Origin of the sequence: Curtobacterium sp. VKM Ac-1395 (assembly GCF_015350975.1) — a bacterium.
In the GTDB taxonomy this organism is placed as follows: Bacteria; Actinomycetota; Actinomycetes; order Actinomycetales; family Microbacteriaceae; genus Curtobacterium.
Genome location: NZ_JADKRX010000003.1, coordinates 83,449 through 103,937, shown reverse-complemented (window position 1 = coordinate 103,937; position 20,489 = coordinate 83,449). Strand labels below are relative to the sequence as shown.

The window sequence follows — 20,489 nt, the reverse complement described above, 5'->3', positions numbered from 1 at the left end:
GCTCAGGACGTCAGCGCGGGCTCCCGACGGATCTCCGTCACGGACGAGTGGCCCGTGTCCGGGTGCTTCCGCATCGAGAGCAGGCGCTCCATCGACGGCTCCAGCGCCGTGACCTTGTCGAGCGGCGCACTCACCACGAGCTGGAACCCGAGCCGGAGCCACGCCGTCACGGCACGCCCGGCGAACTCCGAGTCCGCCTTGATGAACGCCTCGTCGAGGAACACCGGCGCGAACCGGGGCCGCGGCCGGGTCTCGTCGCCGAGCTGGTAGCGCAGCGCGGCCCCGACGATGAACGCGACGAGCTCCTGCGTCTCGCCGCCGGACTTGTCGCCGAGGGACGAGTACACGCCCAGGTCGTTGCCCTCGGTGTCGTAGCGCACGGCGGTGATCTCCATGTGCCGGCGGACGTCGAGCACCGCGTCGCGCTGGGTCGTGCGGCCGCGGGCGGCGTCCGGCTCGACCCGGATGACGGCCATGAAGCGCCGGAGTCGGCGGAAGCGGGTCTCCAGCACGTCGTCGGTCAGCTCGGTGTCGACCGACGCGGACAGCGCCCGGAGCTCCCGGCGGAACTGCGAGACGTCCTCGCGCGTGACCCGGCGGATGACGATCTTCAGGCGGTCCCGGTTCGCGCCGAAGGGCAGGTCGCGGAGGATCTCGTTGACCGGCTCCAGGCGCTCCTCGATCTCCACGACGGCCCGGTCGAAGGCGCCGGCGAGCGGGACGAGGTCCTCGCCGCTCCACTGCGACAGCCGACGGCGCCACTCGCTGCGACGGGCGTGCAGGCCGGTCGCGACGATCTGGTCGAGGATCGCCCGGTAGTCCGGGTACGACGCAACCCCGGTGCCGAGGTTCGGGTCGGCCCAGGCGTCCTGGTACCGCTGGAACGTCAGGGTCAGCGCGTGGGACGCCGAGGCGGCTCCGTCGAGCGCCTGGGTCAGGCGTTCCTCCAGCCGGCGGCGCAGACGCTTCGTGGCGTCATCGAAGCCGTCGACCCCTGCCGGGGCACCGACCTCCTCGAACGTCTCGGCCAGCAGCCGCGCCTGCTCTTCGTCCGGCAACGCCGCGGGGGCGTCGTCGAAGCGCGACAGGATCTCCGCGGCGGCGTCCTGGCCGTCGACGAGCACGCCGTGGCGCTCCTCGAGCCGCTGCACGGACAGGCGTGCGGCGGCACGGCGGTCAGCGGCCTCGTCGAGCGATGCGCGGAGCCGGGCGACCGAGGCCCGCAGCGTCCGCAGGCCGTCGTCGGCCGCGAGGACGGCGTCCCGCTCCGCCGACAGCCGAGCCAGTGACGCGTCGACACCGGCGACGTCGATGCCGTCCCACGTGGTGTCGACGCGGTGCTGGTGTGCCGCTCGGAGGGCGTCGAGTGCGGCGATGTCCTGCGCGACGTCGGTGCGCCGGGCCTCGAGCGTCGCGAGGTCCTGGGCGATCGACGCGAGCTCGGTCTCCACGGCGACGACCCGCGCCTCGTTCGTGAACCCGATCACGTTGGCCTGACGCCGGTCGCCGTGCGCGCCACGTCGGCCGTCGCGGAGCTGGCCGGACTCGGTGACCCGACGGCCACCACCACCGAGCTCGGCGGCGGACGTCACACACCTGGCGTCGATCCGGTCCGACTCGATCCGGGACCGCACCCAGGTGCTGAAGGGGGAGTCCTTGATCGCGAGCTTGCCGGACACCATCGCCGGGTTGCCGTCGACGTCGAGGTGCGGGCCCGCTGGTACGCCCTCGAACTGCACGCGGACGCTCAGCTGCAGGGCGTCGATCGCGGCGCTGAAGTCGTCGAGCCGGTCCTGGTCGACGAGCAGCGTGCGGGCGACGGGCGCGAGCACGGACTCGATCGCCGTGCGCCAGCGCTCCTCTCCAGGCAGGACGTCGAGGAGCTCGGCCACGTAGGGCAGGTCCGCGGGGTCGATCCCGGCGGCGCGCGCCATCGCGACCCGGGCCTCGTGCATCGGCAGCGGCATCGCGCCCTGGCGGTGCTCGAGCGACTGACGTTCCTGGCGCAGCGAGCGTTCACGGTCCAGGAGCGGGTACTCCTCGCGCGTCAGGGCGTCGCGTCGGGCGTCGAGGTCGTCGCGGGCGGCGGCGAAGGTGCCGAGGAACTCGTGGGACGCGCGCTGCGCCCCGACGAACTCCTGCTCGGATGCCACCGCCGCCCCGAGCACGTCCGTCCGGTCGTCGAAGGTCGCCCGCGCGCGGGCGACGACCTCACGCTCCCGGGTCCGTCGGTCGATCCGGTCCTCGAGCTGGGCGAGGGCGTTGCCGCCGGAGTCGCGGAGCCGGGCCTCGGCCTCGCGGAGCTCGATCTCGACGGCGGCGTGCCGGGCGGACGCTGCCTCGACCTCGGCGCGGGCAGCGGTGCGCTCCCGGCCGTTCCGCGCGACCTCGTCGTCGAGCAGCTCCCGCTTCCTCGATGCCGTCCAGTGCGCGAACGGGGAGACCTCGGACCCCGTGGCGATCCCGCCGAGGGCCTCGGCCGCGGCACGGGAGCGTTCGATCTCCAGGTGCAGCTCGGTGATCGGGGAGAGGATCCGGACCTTGCGCTCCTCGGTGTCCATCGCCTCGTACGCGTCGTCGAGCGCGGCGAAGTGGGCCAGCGCCCGGTCGGCGGCCTCGTACGTGCCCGGGGTCTCGAGCACGAGCGACTTGTAGAGCGAGTCGACCGTCGGCATGTGCTGCCCGGCCTGGATCCGCGCGAGCAGGCGCATCGCCCGGTTGCCTCCGCCGGAGTCGCCGATCCCGAGCCGCGTCTGCAGCGTGTACGCGAGCTCCTGGTACGTGTCGCGGATGACGAGTCCCGGCACCCGACCGGTCAGCTCGAGGTGGCTGAACCGCGACGGCACGAAGTCCTCGAGCCGCCGCAGGTCGAAGGCGTCGTCGACCGTCGCCATCGTCATCTGGATGTCGCCGACCCCGCGGGCCCGCTTCGGCACGACGTACGCCCGCAGCACGGTGAACTGACGCTCGTCGTCGTTGCGGAACGTCACCGCGGCCGCGCCCCACGTCGTCGTGTCGTCGCCGCGCAGGTTGACGTCGCGGAGGCTGCCCGACTCCGGGTCGCGCCGGGTGTCGACCTTGCCGCGTAGGTACGTGAGCAGGTTGCGCTGGTCCGCGCTGCGCGCCCGACCGGTGGTGGCGTCGTTCGAGGCGCCGTTGAACGGCACGTCCGACGGCATCATCACGGCGAGGTAGGCGTCCATCAGCGTGGACTTGCCCGTTCCGGAGGCGCCGGAGATGAGCGTCGCGGTACCGGACAGCTCGATCTGCCGGTGGCCGTGGAAGCCGCCCCAGTTCACGACCTGCATGGACTCGGCGCGCCACTGCGCGACGGTGTCGAACAACGCGGGGATCCCGCCGTCCATCCGGTGGTCGCTCACGCGGACCCCTCCTCGGTGTCGTCGGTCTCGGCGTCCAGGTCCAGGTCCAGGTCCGCCGGGAGGCTCGGCTCGGCTCCGTCGGGAGCGTCACCACCCGCGGTGGTCGCGCCGGCCAACGCCGTGCTCGCCAACGCTGTGCTCGCCAACCAGGCGTCGAGTTCGAGCAGCCGTTCGAGGGGGAGCAGCACCTCCACGACGCTCGCGATCCGGAAGCGGTCCGGGTCGCTCGTCTTCAGGAGCACCCGGGCGGTGACGAGTCGTTCGACGGCCTTCGCCACGCGGCCCTCGTCGCGGGTGCGGTCGGTCGCGGTCGCCGGTCGGAAGCCCGCCACGTGCGCGAGGATCTCGGATCGGTCGACCACCACCTGGTCGGGGCCCGGTCGGGTGTCGGCGCGCAGGCGCATGCGGAGCCAGACGAGGACGATCGTCTCCTCGCGGGTGTACGGCACGTCGCGGAGCAGCGTCGGGAAGCCCCGGCGCTGGCTCTCCGAGCGGGCCTGGCGCTTCCACGCCACCTCGCGGTCGCGGTCCACGTGCAGTTCGAGGAACAGGTCGTTCAGGCGGGACCGGAGCTGGTGTTCGGCGTCGAGCACGGCCCGCCACTCGTCCGCGTGCGTCCGGGCGCTGACGTAGGAGTGCCGCAGGAGCGCGACGAGCGCACGGCGCTGCGCGTCGTCGAGCCGGCCCTCGTCGCCCTCGAAGAGGGCGAAGCTCGACTCGTCGCGGTCGTCCTCGGGGACGGAAGCGGCGTCGTCGAAGGGGTCGATGCCGTCGAACTCGTCCGTCTCGTCGACGGATGCGGGCGTCGTGTCGGTCACCGGGCCTCCAGGGTGTCGTCGTCGTCGTCGTCGTCGTCGCCGGACGGGACCGGTGCTGCCAGGTCCGCCGTCGGCATGGCGAAGGTGACCGCGGTGCCGTCCGGGCGCACCGTGTGGTGCGGGACGGTGGCGGCCGCGGTCTCGAAGTCGGGGCGGCCCGTGAGCAGGTGTGCCAGGCCGAAGAGCTCGACGGGGCGGCGGTGCTCGGGCGGCAGCCCGTGGAACGCGCGGTCACTCGACTCGGCGGCGCCCGACCGGAGCACGGTGCGGAGCTCTGCCAGCAGCGGACCGCCGTGCCGCCGGAGGGACTCGACGTCGAGCTCCTCGAAGACGTCGTCGTCGGGTTCCTCGATGAGCGGCGGCACCGCCTCGGTGTCGGGGTCGTAGAAGCGCTCGCGCAGGGTGCCGACCTCGGCGACCGGGGGCAGGAGCTCCAGCGGGACGCGGTCCCGAGCGCCGCCGCCGTCCATGAGCGCGGCGAGCCGGCGGTTGACGCTGCGGAGGACGGCGTCGAGTTCGCGGTCCCGGACGACGTCGTGCGCGACGATCTGGTCGCGCAGCGTGCCGGTCAGGAGCCGTCGCTGGGCGAGCACGTCCTCGATGCCCTGGCGCAGGATGCTGACCGTGTTGCGGAAGGTCCGGCGTTCGGCGGCGGTGAGTCCCGCGGCGAAGGGGTGCTCGAGGATCGTGGCGATGTCGTCGCGGAGGCGCAGGAGCAGGGCGTCGTCGCGGAGCAGCTCGAAGGCGCCCTCGAAGGCCCGGCCCTCGGGGGTGGCCTCCATCAGGGTGTCCGTGCGGGCGAGGTAGTCGTCGAGGATCTCGCCGATCGGACGGACCTCGTTGCGGAAGTCCTCGACGATCGCGCGGTGCATCGACGCCACCGCTTCCTCGACGCGCTTGAAGTCGCTGGGTAGCTGCCGGATCAGGTCGGTGATGTTCGTGTAGCCGTCGCGCATCCGGTCGGCGTCGACCACGGCGGGCTCGTCGCCGGACGCCAGGCGGTCGCGCTCGGCCTGGAGTTCCGCGATCTGGGCGTCCAGGCGGCGGATCTGCACCGCGGGGTCGGGCTCGGCGCGGGCAGCCCATCGATGTACGGCGTCGACGATCATCGCCAGGCGGCTCTCGCTGATGAGCGCCCGGTCGGAGGACAGGGCGTCGACGAGGCTCAGGGCCTCGAGCGCGTGCGACGTCAGCGAGTACTGCTCGTCACCGTCGGGGGAGTTCGAGCGGACGAGCCACTGCGCCGTCACCCATTCGCGGCAGAGAGCGCGGCCGTTCGGGCGGTTCTCGTCGGGTGCTTGTGCTTGTGCTTGTGCTTGTGGTGCTGGCTGCTCGCTCGCGGGGACGCGGGCGCCCGTGGCCTGCAGGCGGGTGACGTGCTCCTCGACCTGCAGGTGCATCCGGTCGGCGGGGACGTACTGCACGTCGCGGTCGAACACCGTGCGGAAGACGGCGAGCACGACACCGCTCGTCGGGCGGGACATCAGCCGGAGCGTCGGACGGTCGAGCACGGCACGGACGCGTGCGTACTCGAGGTCGACGTCGGTCATGCTGCCCCTGGTGGTCGGTCGGGTCGTGGTCGGTGGTGTCCTGGGATGCAAAGAGCCCGACGCGGCTGCGTCGGGCTCTTGGCGGTACGTGGGCGATACCAGACTCGAACTGATGACCTCTTCGGTGTGAACGAAGCGCGCTACCAACTGCGCCAATCGCCCCTCGCACTTGCGTGCGGATCGATAGTAGCGGATGCGCGGCGGTGTGCCGAACCACGTGTCGCCCTCGCGCGCGTCGTGCTCGCCCGAACGCCCCCGATCCGCATGAACCCGGGGGACACGCCCGGTGAACGGGAAGGATTTTGGAGAAAGGGCCCTGAGTCGGATACAGTTTACGAGTCGCCGCGAGAGCGGACAACGACATGCGGATGTGGCGCAGTGGTAGCGCATCACCTTGCCAAGGTGAGGGTCGCGAGTTCGAATCTCGTCATCCGCTCGAGTACTGGTTCCCTCGGGGGCCGGTTTCTCACCAGAGGGTATCCCACCGTTCGGGTACTCACGGAGACGTGAACCTCGATGGTGGGGTGGCCGAGAGGCTAGGCAGCGGCCTGCAAAGCCGTCCACGCGGGTTCGAATCCCGTCCCCACCTCCAAGACTCTGTCGGACCTCGGTCTGCAGGGACTCTCTGGGCGATTGGCGCAGCGGTAGCGCGCTTCCCTGACACGGAAGAGGTCACTGGTTCGATCCCAGTATCGCCCACCAGCACGACGAAGCCCCCGGCAGGACCACCAGGTCCGGTCGGGGGCTTCGTCGTTCCCGGTGCCGGCGACATCACCACGCGACGGACCGACAACGGCGGGTGGGACGGTGCCTCCATCTGCCAGTCGTGCGCCCACCTCGACGACGACCGCTGAAGCGGAAGCGTTACCGCGGCACCCCGAACTCGTCGAGCACGTCGTCGAGTGTCGTCCCCAGCAGCGCAGCGGTCCGTTCGTACTTCTGCTGGAGCCGTGCGCGGGTGTCCTCGTCGGCGATCATCGCGAGCCGAGCCGGGTCACCGTTGTGGCTGACGTCGGCGCGCTTCACCCGGAGTGCGATGCCCGACGGATCGGCGACGACCCGAGCGATCGACTGCTCGAGCGTCTCGCCACGGCGCTTCGTCACCGCGTCGACCGCGAGGACCTGCTCCACGGAGAACCCCATCGCTCGGAGTTCGGCGAGGGTGATGTCGGTGTCCTCGACGACGTCGTGGAGGAACCCGACGACCTGCTCGTCGTGGGTGGTGAGCCGCTCTGCGACCGCGGTCGGATGCTCGATGTACGGCCGGCCGACCTTGTCCACCTGCCCGGCGTGCGCGCGGGTCGCCACCTCGTGAGCCAGTCGCACCAGGTCCGTCGTCATGACCTCAGCGTGGCACGCCGACCCGACAGGCCAACAGCGCGGAGACGACGGCGTCCACCTGACCGCTGATCAGAGCAGCGTCGACGAGGACAGGAGCACCGGGCACCGGTCCGGCTACGGCCGGTAGTCCCGCCGCCGTCGGTGTGCGTCGTCCTGGTCTGCACGCCGTTTCGCCTCGTCGCCGCGAAACCCAGGGCCGGTCCAGTTGGACACGTCGAAGCCGCGCGCGAGCAGACCGAGTGTGTTCACCAACCAGTTGACGAACCGCATCGTGCACCCCCTCGTGGCCGATCATGCCACGGTGGGGCCGGCGAGGTGGAGGTCCCCTGCGGTGTCGGGGAGCGGTTGCCGACGGGGACGTCGTCGTGGTGCGCCGCATCAGTCCGTCGCCCGCGACCGCCGCTCGACCACGTGCACGCGCACCCCGAGGTCGGCGATCCGTCCGAGCTCCGCCGGGTCGGCCCCGTCGTCCGTGACCAGGTCGTGGACACCACGCATGCCGACCACGGGCGCCAGCGTCGTCCGGCCGATCTTGGACGAGTCGGCCACGACGATGGTCCGCTGCGCGTTGCCGATCATCGCCGCGTTCGTCCTGGCCTCGGTCTCGTCGTGGGTGGTGGCACCGCCAGCGGCACTCACCCCGTCCATGCCGACGATGGCCGCCCCGACGTTCATCGCCGCGAAGGCGTTCTCGGCCAGCACGCCGACGAGTTCGAACGAGTGCGGCCGGATCGTGCCCCCAGTCATCACGACGCGCAGGTTCGGTCGGGCACCGATCTCACTGGCGGTCGTGAGCGAGTTCGTCACGATGGTCAGGCCGTTCCGGAACACGAGGGACCGGGCGACGCTCGCCGCCGTGGTGCCGCCGCCGATCGCCACGGCGAAGGGTCCGTCGGGCAGGAGTGCGGCTGCGGCTCGTCCGATGCGCTGCTTCACCCCGCGCGACCGCCCCTCCCGCAGGCGGACCGGGATCTCCGAGGTCGGCAGCGCGATCCGCGCGCCGCCGTGCGTCCGCGCGAGCAGTCCCTGCTGCTCGAGGTCGGCGAGGTCGCGGCGGGCGGTCGCGGGGGAGACCCCGAGCGTGGTGACGAGGTCCTGCAGGGTCACGGCGCCCTGGTCGGTGAGGAGCTCGAGGATCGCGAGCATGCGGCGGGACCGCTTGCCCGAGCCCGAGGCCGGAGACGCCGACACGAGGGCGGAGGCGGAGTCGTCGACCATGAGATCGAGCGTACCGGTCAGTCATTCTGATCGTTTCGCTCGGAATGCTGGTCGAATCGCGGCCGAGGTTCCAGGATTCCTGAGCATGACCCGTGTCCCCTCCACCGGCGCCGGCAGCGTCGTGCTCCCCGCGACCGCTGCTGGCCGACCTGCTCTGATGCGATGACGAAGGAGTCCGCAGTGGCACGAACAGGAACCCGCCGCGCCTCGGCCAGTCGTCGCCGCCGTGCGCGGTGGATCGCCGCGGCCGCTGTCCTCGCGGTGACCGCGTCCGCACTCGCCGGCTGCGCCACCCGGGGAGCGACCACCCTCGACACGGAGGCGCCGGTGCACCTCACGATGTGGTCGGGGCAGAGCGACCAGGCCGAGAAGCTGCTGCAGGCCCTCGTCGACGAGTACGAGCGCGATCACCCGAACGTGACGATCGACATGTCGCCAGGCGCCTCCTCGACGGACGAGCTCCTGCAGAAGCTCGCCGCGTCGTTCGCGGGCAACGACTCGCCGGACATCTCGTACACCTTCGGGTCGTGGGCGAGCCAGCTGGAGCGGTCGGACCGCACGCTCGACCTCCGCGAGACCGTCGCCGACCCGGCCGTGCACTGGGACGAGTTCACCGCCGCTGCCCGCAACACCGCGCAACCGACCGGTCGCAAGGTGATCGGGTTCCCGGCGGTGGTGGACAACATCTCGCTGCTCTACAACACCGAGGTCTTCGACCGCGCCCACGTCGCGTACCCGACGGCGGACTGGACGTGGGCGGACTTCCGGAAGGCCGCGAAGCAGCTCACCGACAAGGACAGCAACACGTTCGGCTACGGCTACTCCGTGTCCGGCAGCGAGGAGACCACCTGGCAGATGTGGCCGCACCTCTGGCAGAACGGCGGGTCGATCCTGTCGAAGGACGGCAAGCGGGCCGCGTTCGACTCCCGGGCCGGGGTGGAGTCGCTCGGCTTCCTCCGCGACATGGCCGTCAAGGACAAGAGCGTGTACCTCGACCAGACGGACACCAAGTTCGCGCAGCTGTTCGAGAGCGACCGGATCGGCATGATCACCTCCGGACCGTGGGAGCTCTCCGCCCTGAAGACCGCCGGCACGTCCTACGGCGTCGTCCAGCTCCCCGGGACCGACGGCGACCACCAGACCGTGTCCGGTCCCGACCTCTGGACCCTCTTCGACAACCACGACGTGAACCGCGCCTACTGGGCGACGGACTTCACCACGTGGCTGACCGCGAAGGAGCAGGACGAACGCTTCAACGTCGCGGTGGGCAACCTGCCGCTGCGCTCCAGCGAAGCGACCAGCGAGGCGTTCCTGCGGCAGGCGAAGACCCTCCCCGGACTCGACGTCATGCAGGCCAACTCCGCGAACGCGAAGCAGACCAGGCCGACCGTCCCCGGTTACAACGGCCTGTCCGAGGCGTTCGGCAACGCCGTCGCCCACGTGCTCCAGGGCGAGGGCACCCCGAAGACCGCCCTGCGGCAGGCGAGCGTCGCCGCCGACAAGGCACTCCGCCAAGGCTAGGAGGACCCATGACCACGTTCGCACTCCGCCCCACCGAACCCGCGAAGCGCCCGGACGACCCCGGGACGCCACGACGTCGCCGTCGGTCCGCCGCGTCCGTCCGCGAAGGACTCGCCGGGTGGGGCTTCGTCGGCCCGGCACTGCTCATCGTGCTCGGACTCACCGTCTTCCCCGGAGTGTGGGCCCTGCTCCTGTCGTTCCAGAGCTGGGACGGCTTCAGCCCGGCGACCTTCATCGGTGGGCAGAACTACGCCGACCTGGTGACCGACGAGGGCGTCCGCGCCGCCGTCGTGCACACGGTCCTCTACACCGTGCTCTTCGTGCCGGCCTCGTTGCTCCTCGGACTGGCCCTCGCCGTCGCCCTGAACCGGCGCATCCGCTTCATCGGGCTCTACCGCACCGCGATCTTCGTACCGTTCGTCGCCTCGGCAGCCGCCACCGGCATCCTGACCACGTACCTGTTCAGCCCGCAGTTCGGCATCGTGAACAACGTGCTGCGGGTCCTGCACCTGCCGCAGCAGGGCTGGCTGGAGGACCGCGGCGAGGCCATGCTCGTGATCGTCGTCATGTCGCTCTGGGGCCAGGCCGCCTTCACGACCGTGATCTACCTCGCGGCGCTGCAGGACGTCCCGGGAGACGTCATCGAGGCGGCCCGGATCGACGGCGCGAACGCGTGGCAGACCTTCTGGCGGGTGGTCTGGCCGCACCTCGGCCCGGTCACCGCGTTCGTCGCGATCTACCAGACCCTCCAGGCGGTGCAGCTCTTCGACCTCGTCTACGCCACCACCCGCGGCGGCCCCCTCGACGCCACGCAGACCATCGTCTACTACCTCTGGAAGACCGCGTTCCAGAACCTCCAGTTCGGCTACGGCTCGGCGATCGCGTACGGGATGTTCTTCGTCACGCTCCTCGCCACCGTCGTCGTCACGCTCGTGCAGCGCCGCGCAGGAAGGACCCCCTCCTGATGTCCACCGAGACCCAGGTCCTCGACACCCCGCTCCGGAACGGGGTCGTGACGGCCTCCCGTGCGGACGGCGCCGTCCGTCGCCGCCGCTGGCCCTTCAGCCCGTGGCACCTGCTGCTCCTGCCGGTGTCGCTGCTCTTCCTGCTGCCGTTCGTCGAGATGTTCCTGACGTCCGTCGAACCGGCGTCGGAGATCAACAGGTTCCCGCCGTCGTTCATCCCGACGCAGTTCACGCTCAGTGGGTACGCGCGGCTCTTCGCCGACTCGGACATCCTGCACTGGCTGCTCAACACGGTGATCGTCTCTGCGTCGGCCATCGTGTCCCACCTCGTGCTCTGCTCACTCGCCGGCTACGGCTTCGCGCGGTTGCGGTTCCCGGGGCGCACGTTCGGTTTCCTCGCGATCCTGGCGACGATCATGATCCCGTCGCAGCTGCTGATGATCCCGACGTACGTGATGTTCGCGCGGCTGCACCTGGTCGACCACCTCGGCGCCGCGATCGTCCCGTGGCTCGCGTCCGCGTTCGGGATATTCCTGATGCGCCAGTTCTTCCTGTCGCTGCCGGCGGAGCTCGAGGAGGCGGGGATGATCGACGGCTGCAACCGGCTGCAGGTCTTCTTCCGCATCGTGCTGCCGCTCGCACGCCCGGCCCTGGCGACCCTGGCGATCTTCACCCTGCTGGGCTCATGGAACGACCTGGTCTGGCCGCTCGTCGCCATCAACAACGACCACGCCTTCACGCTGCAGCTCGGTCTCACCAACTTCCAGGGGTCCAGGAGGACCGACTGGTCGTTGCTCATGGCGGGGAACGTCGTCGCGACGCTCCCGCTCATCCTGCTGTTCCTCGTCGCTCAGAAACAGTTCGTCGCGACCATGGCGTCGGCGGGCCTCAAGGGCTGACCGCCCGGCGAGCCCCACCACACGTCACCACCGGAAAGGAAGACCGTGACCACAGACGTCACCATCCCCGCCAGCGCCACCCTCGGCGAGATCCACCAGCAACCGCAGGCGTGGCGCGACCTCGCCGTGCTCCTCGACCAGGCACGGGAGGACCTCGACGCCTTCCTCGGCCGAGCACTCGAGGACCCCCGCACCCGCGTGGTCTTCACCGGAGCCGGGACGTCGGCCTTCGCCGGCCGCATCGCCGCCGAGTCGCTGCGCGGTCGGTCCGGCCGCCGCTTCGACGCCGTGGCGAGCACCGACATCGTCGCGGCACCACGGACGGTGCTCGCGGAGGACGTCCCCGTCCTGCTGGTGTCGTTCGCCCGGTCGGGCAACTCGCCGGAGAGCACTGCGGCGACGGAGCTCGTGGACGCGCTGGCCCCCACCGCGCACCACCTCGTCGTCACGTGCGACCCCTCCGGTGCGCTGGCCGTCGCACACCACGACCGCGAGGACTCGTTCGTGCTCGTGATGCCGCCGCAGACCAACGACACCGGCTTCGCGATGACGTCGAGCTTCTCCAGCATGCTGCTCGCCGCCCTCGTGGCGTTCGTCCCGTCGGACGCTGCCGCGCTCGACCGGGTCGTCGCCTCGGGCGAGCGTGCGCTCGGCACCGAGGACGTCCTGCAGCGGGTCCTCGACGCCTCGCCGCGGCGCATCGTCTTCCTGGGCGGAGGCACCCTCGCCGGGCTCGCCGAGGAGTGCGCGCTCAAGACCCTCGAACTGACCGCCGGCACCATCGCGGCGTTCCACGACACCCCGCTCGGGTTCCGACACGGTCCGAAGGCGGTGCTCGACGACGACACGGTCGTGGTCGTCCTGCGCTCGGCGGACCCGACCGTGCGCCGGTACGACGACGACATCGTCCGCGAACTCCGAGCCGACCGGCCCGGGCAGGTGGTCGTGGTCGGCGCCGACGGGCTGTCGGGGACGCCAGGGACGGACCTGGACCTCGCCTTCCCGGAGGCAGAGGGACTCGACGACGGCCTCCGTGCCGTCGCGCTCGTCGCCGTCGCGCAGCTCCTCGCGCTGCACGCCTCGGTGCGACTCGGCTGCACGCCCGACAACCCGTTCCCGGACGGCTCCGTGAACCGGGTCGTCCGCGGCGTCGTCATCCACCCCCTCGACGGCGAGCGCGGAGCGCGGGCATGACGCTGTTCCTCGGCCTCGACGGCGGAGGGACCAAGACGGCCGTCGTGCTCGTCGAGGCGGACGGCGATGAGGGAGCGGTCCTCGCGCGGTGGCGGGGCCCGGGGTGCTCCTGGCTGGACGACGGCGTCGACGCTGCGGCCGCCGTCGTCCGGCAGGGGACCCGCCAGGTCCTCGCTGCGGCGGGACGGTCCGCCGACGAGGTCGCGCACGCGTTCTACGGCCTCCCCGGTCACGGCGAGTCCGCGAGCACCGACGTCCTGCTCGACGCACTGCCGCGTGACGCCCTCGGGCACGACCGCGCCACCGTCGGCAACGACGTGCTCGCCGGGTGGGCCGGCTCCCTCGGCGGCCGGGACGGCATCAACGTCGTCGCGGGCACGGGCTCGATCACCTACGGCGAACGCGGCACGCACACCCACCGTGTCGGCGGCTGGAGCGAGCTCATCGGCGACGAGGGCTCCGCGCACTGGGTGGCCCGGCGCGGCCTCAACGCCTTCAGCAGGATGGCGGACGGCCGCCTCCCACGGACCGCGTTGTACGGACTCGTGCGGGAACACACCGGCATCGCGGAGGACCTGGACCTCGTCGGCCTGCTGATGCAGGACCTCCAGGCCGAGCGCGCGGCCGTCGCCGCGTTCTCCCGGGTCGTCACCGCTGCGGCCGCCGCGAGTGACCCCGTGGCCGCCGCGGTCCTCGACGACGCCGTCGACGAGCTCGTCCAGCAGGTCCGCGCCGTCGCGGACCGCATCGGAGACCGTCCCGACGGCGCGCCGACGGCCGTGTCGTCCTCCGGCGGCATGTTCTCCGACGACGGCTTCCGGGACCGGTTCGTCGCTCGGGTCGCAGCCGAACGCGACGCGGGCGCGCGCCCGCGCTTCACCCTGGTCGAACCGGTGCTGCCTCCCGAGCTCGGCGCGGTCGTCTACGCGATCCGACGAGCAGGTGACCCGGTCCCCGGCACGTGGCGCGACGCGGCCCCCGTCCAGCGCTGACCGCGTGGTCGGTGGTGGAGGCGACCAGGCAGGGCCGGGAGGCTCGACACGGGTCCGTCACCGAGCCTCCAGGACGGCCGTCTGGTCCGGTCAGGCGACTGCGTTACGCTCCCGCCATGCTCTGGGGGAGACGACGGACACGTTCGGTGACGGTGCTGACGGCTGTGGGGGTCGCCTCTGTGCTGATGGTCAGCGGCTGTTCGGTCCACGTCGACGCTGGTTCGGCCGGCGCGGTGAAGGCGGAGCAGGCGCTGGCGAAGATCGACGGCGTGCGGTCGGTCTCCGGCCTGGGGACGAACAACCTCCCGTTCGCCGGCACCGTCACGGCGTTCGTCGTCACCGACGACGACCTGTCGAACCGGGAACTGCAGACCGTCACCGACGCGGTCGGCCGGTGGGCAGTGCAGCACACCGGAGCCTCCGTGTCGTACTCGGCACGCATCGACGCGGACGGGTTCGGCTTCTTCGTCGGCCGGCACGCGTCGGAGAGCAAGGATGTCCTCGGCGTCGTCGACGACCTCCGCGCGAGCGGGCACTGGCTCGGCGGCAGCGTCAGTGCTCCGGATGCGTCCGGTCGGGGGAGCTCCTCGATCCAGCTCGACGTGGAGCGCCCGTCGGACCTCGTCAGGGGATGGGACACGGTCCAGCGAGTCGCCGCGACGTCCGGGTGGAAGGACGTGTCCCTGTCGGCCGATGCCTGGAACACGCCGGAGAAGAGCACGCTCACCCGGCACAACCCCGACTACAGCATCGCGAACGCCGACAGCCGTGCCGAGGACGTCAACGGTGACCCGTCCGCTGAGGTCGCCGCGTACCGGGCGGTGAGCGCGGCGCACGCGGTGACCAGCGCCTCCGTCCAGTCCGGACGCATCCACGTCCACCTCGCTGACGGCGCGGACATCGCCGATGCCACTGCGCTGATCACGCGGGCAGCACCGGACACAGCAGCGGTCGTCGACGGCGGCATCATCACCACCGATGACTCCGGCGACGCCGGGCAGAAGGCCGACCCCGCGGAGTACGGCGAAGCGAACCGTCTCGCCCACACGATCGACCGTCCGGGAGTCTCGGCGATCGTCGTGAAGCCGGCCTGGGTGACGGTCACCGCCGACGGGACGGACAACGCGCTCAGCGCTGCGGCGACGCTCGTGGCCGCGTCCCCGGCGGCACCGGTGCAGACCCTCGAGGTCGGCTCGTCGAAGGCCGCGCTCGAGGACCGCGCGGAGGCCGGCCTGCTGCTGAGTGGCTCCTCGACGCGGTTCCGTGACTCGGTCACGTGGGTCGGCAGCTCACGGGGTTCCTGCCCGCTCGGGTGTCCCTGTTCGACGCGAACGCCGCCGTCACGGTCACGCTGACGACGGCGGAGGACGCCCCGGCCCTCGTCGCGGCGCTGAAGCCGGTCGTGCCGAGTAGGACAGCGTTGCAGGTGCAGTTGGCGGGCCAGCCGTCCGAGACGTCAGCGGAGCTCACCCTGCGCGACGGCACCCTGAGCGTCGACGCGCTCCGGTCGGTGTCCGAGCGGAACGACACCCGGACACGTCTGGGCGACGCTGTCCGCGACGCCTGGAACGGCTGACCCGGTCCTGACGGATCCACGAGGGGTGCGCCGCGACCGCTGCCCCCACGGCAGCGGTCGCGGTCGACCGGATTCCCCATCCCACGGACCACTCTGGCCCCGGGACGGACACCGCACATCAGCCGTGAGGACGAACTGTGCCCGGTGACACAGTCGGGGTCGGTCAGTCCGTCTGGCCCGGGTGCCCGGTCGTCGGCTCCGTGGTGGCGTCGAGCCCCGCGTCCGTCGCGGGGTCGGACGAGACGGTCCCCGGCCGGACGGGGAAGTCGTCCATCGTGGCCGTGCCGCTCCCCGGGGTTCCAGTCGGGCGGCCGCCGCGGACCCGGTTCTTCACCGCTGCCCACGGACGGGCGAGGCCGGAGCGAGGAGCTCTCTCGCTGGGCGCCTCGACCTCGAGGCCGTAGTACGCGCCGACGTGCTCGAGCAGGACGTCCCGCTCGGCCTTGTCGTACGCCCGGCGCTCTCGCGAGAACGCGATGATCGTCGACCAACAGGTGAGCAGCAGGACGATGCTGAACGGCAGCGCGGTGGTGATCGCCGCGGTCTTGAGGGCGTTGAGACCACCGCTGAGCAGCAGGGCGACCGCGAGGAGGGCCGAGACGCCGGCGAAGAACACGCGGAGCCAGTTCTTCGGCTCGATGTCGCCACCCGACGCGATCATGGCCATCACCAGGGAACCGGAGTCGGACGACGTGACGAAGAAGACGCCGATGAGCAGGATCGCCCCGAACGTCAGGACGGCACCGGCGGGCAGGTCGCCGAGGAGCGCGAAGAGCGATCCCTCGACGTCGACCGAACCGTCGGACCCGACCAGGCCGCCCGCGCCGTCCGTCTGGCGGTGGATCGCCGTGCCGCCGAGGACCGCGAACCAGAGGAAGGTGAGCAGGGTCGGCACGAGGAGCACCCCGAACACGAACTGACGGACCGTGCGTCCCTTCGAGATGCGCGCGATGAAGACGCCGACGAACGGCGCCCAGGACATCCACCAGCCCCAGTAGAACGTGGTCCACGCGCCCTGCCAGGCCTCGCCCTCGGCACCCTGCTGGGCGGTGACGTTGAAGGAGAGGCCGACGATGTTCTGCAGGTAGGACCCGATCGACTGCACGAAGTCGCGGAGCAGGAACTGTGACGGTCCGACGATGAGCACGAACAGCAGCAGCGCGGCCGCGAGGAGGAGGTTGAAGTTCGAGAGGATCTTCATCCCCTTGGTCACGCCGGTCACGAGGGAGACGATGGTCACCGCGGTGATGACGGCGATGATGGCGACCTGGCTGACGATGCTGCTCTCGGCGATGCCGGCGGCCTCCAGACCCGCGCCGATCTGGATGACGCCGAGACCGAGCGAGGTGGCGACGCCGAACAGGGTGCCGACCAGGGCGATGACGTCGATGAGGTTGCCCCAGCCGCCGCGGACGCGGTTGCCGAGCAACGGCTCGAGCGCCCACCGGATCGACACCGGCCGGCCGCGGCGGTGGATGGCGTAGGCGAGCGCCAGCCCGAGGACCACGTAGATCGCCCAGGCGTGCAGTCCCCAGTGCAGGAACGTCTGGGTCAGGGCCTGCTGCGCGAGTTCCTTCTCGGTCCCGGTGACCCCGGGACGCGGCGACGCGAAGTGGCTGAGTGGTTCGGAGACGCCGTAGAACACCAGGCCGATGCCCATGCCCGCCGCGAAGAGCAGGGCGAACCAGGACCCGGTGGAGAACTCGGGCTCGTCCGCGTCCTTCCCGAGCTTGATGTCGCCGTACCGGCTGAAGCCGACGAAGAGGGAGAAGCCGACGAAGAACGCGGCGACCAGGACGTAGTACCAGCTGAAGTTGCGGACGATGCCGTCCTGCAGCCCGAGGAACAGCCCCTCGGCGGTGGAGGGGGAGACGAGGGTGAACGCCACGAAGCCGAGCACGATGACGGCTGCGGGCCAGAACACCCACCGCCGGAGCTGCGGGGTGGTGGTGACGGGATCGGGCAGGGGTGGAGCTGTGCTTGCCATGCACTCCATGGTGCCTGCTCGCGTTGCTGTGCGTTCACCCAGGCGTGTCGCCCGGTACTGTTGCCGGCACTCGGTGGTGCTGGACCCCGTCGTGCGTCCCGAGAGGCTGGTGGTCAGCGTGCAGGCTCTGGCGCTCCGCATCCGTGAGTCGTTCTGGTTCCTGCCGGCCGTGTTCGGTCTCGGGGCGATCGTGCTGGCCGAGGTGCTGGTCGCGGTGGACCGGGTCGTCATCGACCACGGGATCCAGATCGCCGTGCTGGACGCGCTGAGTGCGAGCGGTGGCCGGTCGATCCTCACCACGATCGGGACGGCGATGCTCACCGTGGCGGGGACGTCGTTCTCCATCACCATCTCGGTCCTCGCCACCACCTCCTCCACGTACGGTCCTCGCCTGGTGCGCAACTTCATGGCGGACCGGGCCAACCAGCTCGTGCTCGCGGTGTTCACGTCGACCTTCGTCTACGCCGTCGTCGTGCTGCGTTCGGTGCACACCGACGTCGACGACGGCACGGCGTTCGTGCCGGTGATCGCGGTGCACGTCGCGGTCCTCATCGGGCTCGTCGACGTCGCCGTCCTGGTGTTCTTCATCCACCACATCGCGTCGAGCGTGCAGATCACCTCCCTGCAGAAACGCGTGCAGGTGGAGCTCGCTGCGGCCCTCGACGAGGCGTTCGCGACGGACGACGACCGGGTGAGCACCACGCCGCGCTCGTCGAGCGTTGCCCTGGGCACGACGATCCGGGCGGGGGAGGACGGCTACGTGCAGTCCGTGGCCTGGCGTCGGCTCGTCCGCTGGGCGGTGGACCAGCACGCGGTCGTCGACGTGCGTGCGATGCCGGGGCGGCACGTGCTCCGCGGCGACCCGGTCCTGGTCGTCACGACCGAGGCCGGCGAGCGCGTCGACCTCGACGACCGCGCGGTCCGGCAGCTGCGCGCGTGTGTCACGACGGGCACCGCGAGGACCCCGTACCAGGACGTCCGGTTCGCGCTGCAGCAGCTCGTGGAGATCGCGGTCCGCGGACTGGCCAGCGGGACGAACGACCCGTACACGGCCGTCGGGGCACTGGAACTCGCCTCCGCTGCGCTGGTCCCGACCTGGCGCGACCGGGCGACCGTCACCGCGTGTCTCGACGACGACGGCGTCGCCCGGGTGCTCCCGCACTGGCCGGAGATCGAGGACCTGGTCGGCACGGTCTTCGACGGCGTGGCCACCTACGGGCAGGAGCACCCCCTCGTGCTCACCGCTGCGGTCGACCTCGCCAGGCGGCTCCAGGACGACGCTCCCCGGTCGCGACGCGATGCGGCTGCGGAGTTCGAGGACCGCGTCCGCGCCCTGTTCCCCTGACGACCGGCCGCCACCTCCCAGCAGGGTATGGTTCTCGGGAGGGAAAAACGCGGCTGTCGTCAGCCGTGGCGACACGTGGTCCGAGTGGACCGCCACTTCTGGATCATCAGGAGTGTGCCGTGACGGAAACGATGCCCCGTCCCCCGTTCGACCCGGAGCTGCAGGGCTTCCTCGACCGCCTCCATGCCCGCGGGCCGTTCGTGCTCACGCGCGAGATGCTGCCGGCGATGCGAGCGCTGGACGTGTCCGAAGCCGAGCTCGACGACCGACTCCGGGAACGCGGGCTCGAACGCCGGTCGGTTCGCGTGCCGGTCGACGACGGCACGACGATCGCCCTCGCGGTCATCCAGCGCATCGGTCGGACGGGCACAGCACCGGCGTTCTTCACCATCCACGGCGGCGGGATGATGTTCGGGCACCACCTCGGCAACCTCGAGTCCTACGACGACTGGCTGCTGACCCATGACGTGGTCCTGCTGAGCATCGACTACCGTCTCGCGCCGGAGCACCCGGACCCGGTGCCGGTGGAGGACTGCTACGCCGGCCTGGTCTGGACCGCCGACCACGCCGAGGAACTCGGGATCGACCCGGCACGCATCGTGCTCGTCGGACAGAGTGCCGGCGGTGGCCTGGCCGCGGGGACGGCGCTCCTCGCCCGGGACCGTGGCGGGCCCGCTGTCCACGCCCAGGTCCTGGTCTCGCCGATGCTCGACGACAGCGACTCGACGACGTCCACCCACCAGATCGACGGCATCGGCGTGGCCGACCGGGCGATGACCCGGTTCGGCTGGGACGCGTACCTCGGGGACCACCGCGACGGTGAGGTCTCCGTGCATGCGGCACCGGCACGCGCGACCGATCTGCGCGGGATGCCGCCCACGTACCTCGACTGTGGCAGCGCCGAGGTGTTCCGCGACGAGACCGTCGCCTTCGCCACCCGGCTGTGGGCGGCAGGGGTCGACACCGAGCTGCACGTCTGGCCCGGGGCCTTCCACGGGTTCACCAGCATGGTGCCGCACGCGGTCGTGTCCCGCCGGGCGGTCGCCGCACTCGCCGACTGGACGACGCGACTGCTCGCAGGGTCGCTCCCGGAGGGCCCGGAGTCGTGATGCGCGCCGATGGCTACGCTCGGCCCATGCGACTCCGTGAGATCGACACCGGCGGGTGGGTCCGACTGCTCGGGTTGGGACTCCTCTCCGCGGGCCTCTGGACGCTCCTCGCGGTGAAGGACTTCGCCCTGGCACCCGTCGTCGTGGTGCTCGTCGCCGCGGCCGTGCTGGTGGTCCTGGTCGCCGCGGTCGTCACGAGCTGGGCGGTCGCGGGTGGGTACCGCCAGCAGCGCCGGCTGGAGGCCTGGGTCCGGGGGAGCGACCTCCCGGCCGAGGTGCCCGTTCCCGTCCGCATCCGGTACCTCCGGCGGGTCACCGAGCGCGGCGCGTGGGTCGGCTGGGTGAGCCTCGCGGCGGGCCTGCTCAATGCAGTCGGTGGTGTGGCGACGGTCTTCGAGGGTGAGGACCCGTGGTCGAGCGTCTTCTCGTTCGTGGCGGCGGTGAGCTTCACGGGGATCGGCGTCTCGACGCTGGTGTTCGCCCGACGGTCGATGCCGCGCGCCCGGCGGCTCCTGGCGGAGGACGAACGGGAACAGGCCGACACCTGGTTCGAGCGGCACGACGCCGAGCCCCGGTAGTCCTGCTGCACGCGTG

16 protein-coding genes and 4 tRNA genes are annotated in these 20,489 nt (G+C 71.4%); 13 read left to right on the top strand and 7 right to left on the bottom strand.

From position 1 onward, the window contains the following. Positions 1-2 precede the first annotated feature (2 nt). From ITJ68_RS09010 to ITJ68_RS08995, 4 genes are all read right to left on the bottom strand, one after another. Positions 3-3,380, bottom strand: a complete 3,378-nt coding sequence (locus tag ITJ68_RS09010) for an ATP-binding protein (protein ID WP_194660948.1) — start codon at positions 3,378-3,380, stop codon at positions 3-5. Next, positions 3,377-4,198 (bottom strand): DUF4194 domain-containing protein, encoded by an 822-nt coding sequence (locus ITJ68_RS09005; RefSeq protein ID WP_194660947.1) that lies wholly within the window; start codon positions 4,196-4,198, stop codon positions 3,377-3,379. Before ITJ68_RS09005 ends, ITJ68_RS09010 begins: the two co-directional genes overlap by 4 nt. Next, a complete protein-coding gene (locus ITJ68_RS09000) occupies positions 4,195-5,748 on the bottom strand; it encodes a DUF3375 family protein (protein ID WP_194660946.1) in 1,554 nt (517 codons plus the stop codon). Before ITJ68_RS09000 ends, ITJ68_RS09005 begins: the two co-directional genes overlap by 4 nt. 89 nt (positions 5,749-5,837) lie before the next feature. Then, a tRNA-Val gene (locus ITJ68_RS08995) sits at positions 5,838-5,910 on the bottom strand. Positions 5,911-6,112: 202 nt separating this feature from the next. Here ITJ68_RS08995 and ITJ68_RS08990 point away from each other — a divergent pair. The 3 genes from ITJ68_RS08990 (at position 6,113) to ITJ68_RS08980 (ending at position 6,450) form a co-directional block, all read left to right on the top strand. Beyond that, positions 6,113-6,184 (top strand) — tRNA-Gly (locus ITJ68_RS08990). A gap of 82 nt (positions 6,185-6,266) precedes the next feature. Continuing rightward, a tRNA-Cys gene (locus ITJ68_RS08985) sits at positions 6,267-6,340 on the top strand. Positions 6,341-6,375: 35 nt separating this feature from the next. Further along, a tRNA-Val gene (locus ITJ68_RS08980) sits at positions 6,376-6,450 on the top strand. Positions 6,451-6,612: 162 nt separating this feature from the next. On the opposite strand, the gene ITJ68_RS08975 is transcribed toward ITJ68_RS08980, so the two are convergent. Next, entirely contained in the window at positions 6,613-7,089 is a 477-nt protein-coding gene (locus tag ITJ68_RS08975; RefSeq protein ID WP_194660945.1) for an HD domain-containing protein, read from the bottom strand. Positions 7,090-7,467: 378 nt separating this feature from the next. After that, the gene (locus ITJ68_RS08970; protein WP_194660944.1) at positions 7,468-8,307 is read right to left on the bottom strand and encodes a DeoR/GlpR family DNA-binding transcription regulator; all 840 of its coding nucleotides are present in this window, start codon (positions 8,305-8,307) and stop codon (positions 7,468-7,470) included. A 180-nt stretch (positions 8,308-8,487) separates the two neighbouring features. On the opposite strand from ITJ68_RS08970, the gene ITJ68_RS08965 reads away from it, so the two are divergent. The 7 genes from ITJ68_RS08965 (at position 8,488) to ITJ68_RS08935 (ending at position 15,454) form a co-directional block, all read left to right on the top strand. Further along, complete coding sequence (locus ITJ68_RS08965; protein ID WP_323743262.1) at positions 8,488-9,828, top strand: extracellular solute-binding protein; 1,341 nt, start codon at positions 8,488-8,490, stop codon at positions 9,826-9,828. 8 nt (positions 9,829-9,836) lie between these two features. Then, complete coding sequence (locus ITJ68_RS08960) at positions 9,837-10,793, top strand: carbohydrate ABC transporter permease (RefSeq protein WP_194660942.1); 957 nt, start codon at positions 9,837-9,839, stop codon at positions 10,791-10,793. Beyond that, the gene (locus ITJ68_RS08955) at positions 10,793-11,692 is read left to right on the top strand and encodes a carbohydrate ABC transporter permease (protein WP_194660941.1); all 900 of its coding nucleotides are present in this window, start codon (positions 10,793-10,795) and stop codon (positions 11,690-11,692) included. The genes ITJ68_RS08960 and ITJ68_RS08955 overlap by 1 nt, the downstream gene beginning before the upstream one ends. A 45-nt stretch (positions 11,693-11,737) precedes the next feature. Next, positions 11,738-12,886, top strand: coding sequence for an SIS domain-containing protein (locus tag ITJ68_RS19535; protein ID WP_194660940.1), 1,149 nt, complete (start codon positions 11,738-11,740; stop codon positions 12,884-12,886). After that, positions 12,883-13,878 carry an N-acetylglucosamine kinase gene (locus tag ITJ68_RS08945; protein WP_194660939.1) on the top strand — a complete coding sequence of 332 codons (996 nt, stop codon included), beginning with the start codon at positions 12,883-12,885 and terminating at the stop codon, positions 13,876-13,878. The genes ITJ68_RS19535 and ITJ68_RS08945 overlap by 4 nt, the downstream gene beginning before the upstream one ends. Before the next feature lie 164 nt (positions 13,879-14,042). Further along, positions 14,043-15,233: a hypothetical protein gene (locus ITJ68_RS08940; protein ID WP_194660938.1), complete on the top strand. Its 1,191-nt coding sequence runs from the start codon at positions 14,043-14,045 to the stop codon at positions 15,231-15,233. Continuing rightward, complete coding sequence (locus ITJ68_RS08935) at positions 15,191-15,454, top strand: hypothetical protein (protein WP_194660937.1); 264 nt, start codon at positions 15,191-15,193, stop codon at positions 15,452-15,454. Before ITJ68_RS08940 ends, ITJ68_RS08935 begins: the two co-directional genes overlap by 43 nt. Positions 15,455-15,617: 163 nt before the next feature. On the opposite strand, the gene ITJ68_RS08930 is transcribed toward ITJ68_RS08935, so the two are convergent. Then, complete coding sequence (locus tag ITJ68_RS08930; RefSeq protein ID WP_228505193.1) at positions 15,618-17,441, bottom strand: BCCT family transporter; 1,824 nt, start codon at positions 17,439-17,441, stop codon at positions 15,618-15,620. A 91-nt stretch (positions 17,442-17,532) separates the two neighbouring features. On the opposite strand from ITJ68_RS08930, the gene ITJ68_RS08925 reads away from it, so the two are divergent. The 3 genes from ITJ68_RS08925 to ITJ68_RS08915 all read left to right on the top strand — a co-directional run bounded on the left by ITJ68_RS08925 (position 17,533) and on the right by ITJ68_RS08915 (position 20,473). Then, on the top strand, positions 17,533-18,786 hold the full coding sequence (locus tag ITJ68_RS08925) for a DUF2254 domain-containing protein (RefSeq protein ID WP_194660936.1): 1,254 nt from the start codon (positions 17,533-17,535) through the stop codon (positions 18,784-18,786). A gap of 119 nt (positions 18,787-18,905) precedes the next feature. After that, the gene (locus tag ITJ68_RS08920; protein WP_194660935.1) at positions 18,906-19,895 is read left to right on the top strand and encodes an alpha/beta hydrolase; all 990 of its coding nucleotides are present in this window, start codon (positions 18,906-18,908) and stop codon (positions 19,893-19,895) included. A gap of 26 nt (positions 19,896-19,921) precedes the next feature. After that, positions 19,922-20,473: a hypothetical protein gene (locus ITJ68_RS08915; RefSeq protein WP_194660934.1), complete on the top strand. Its 552-nt coding sequence runs from the start codon at positions 19,922-19,924 to the stop codon at positions 20,471-20,473. Positions 20,474-20,489: the final 16 nt, after the last annotated feature.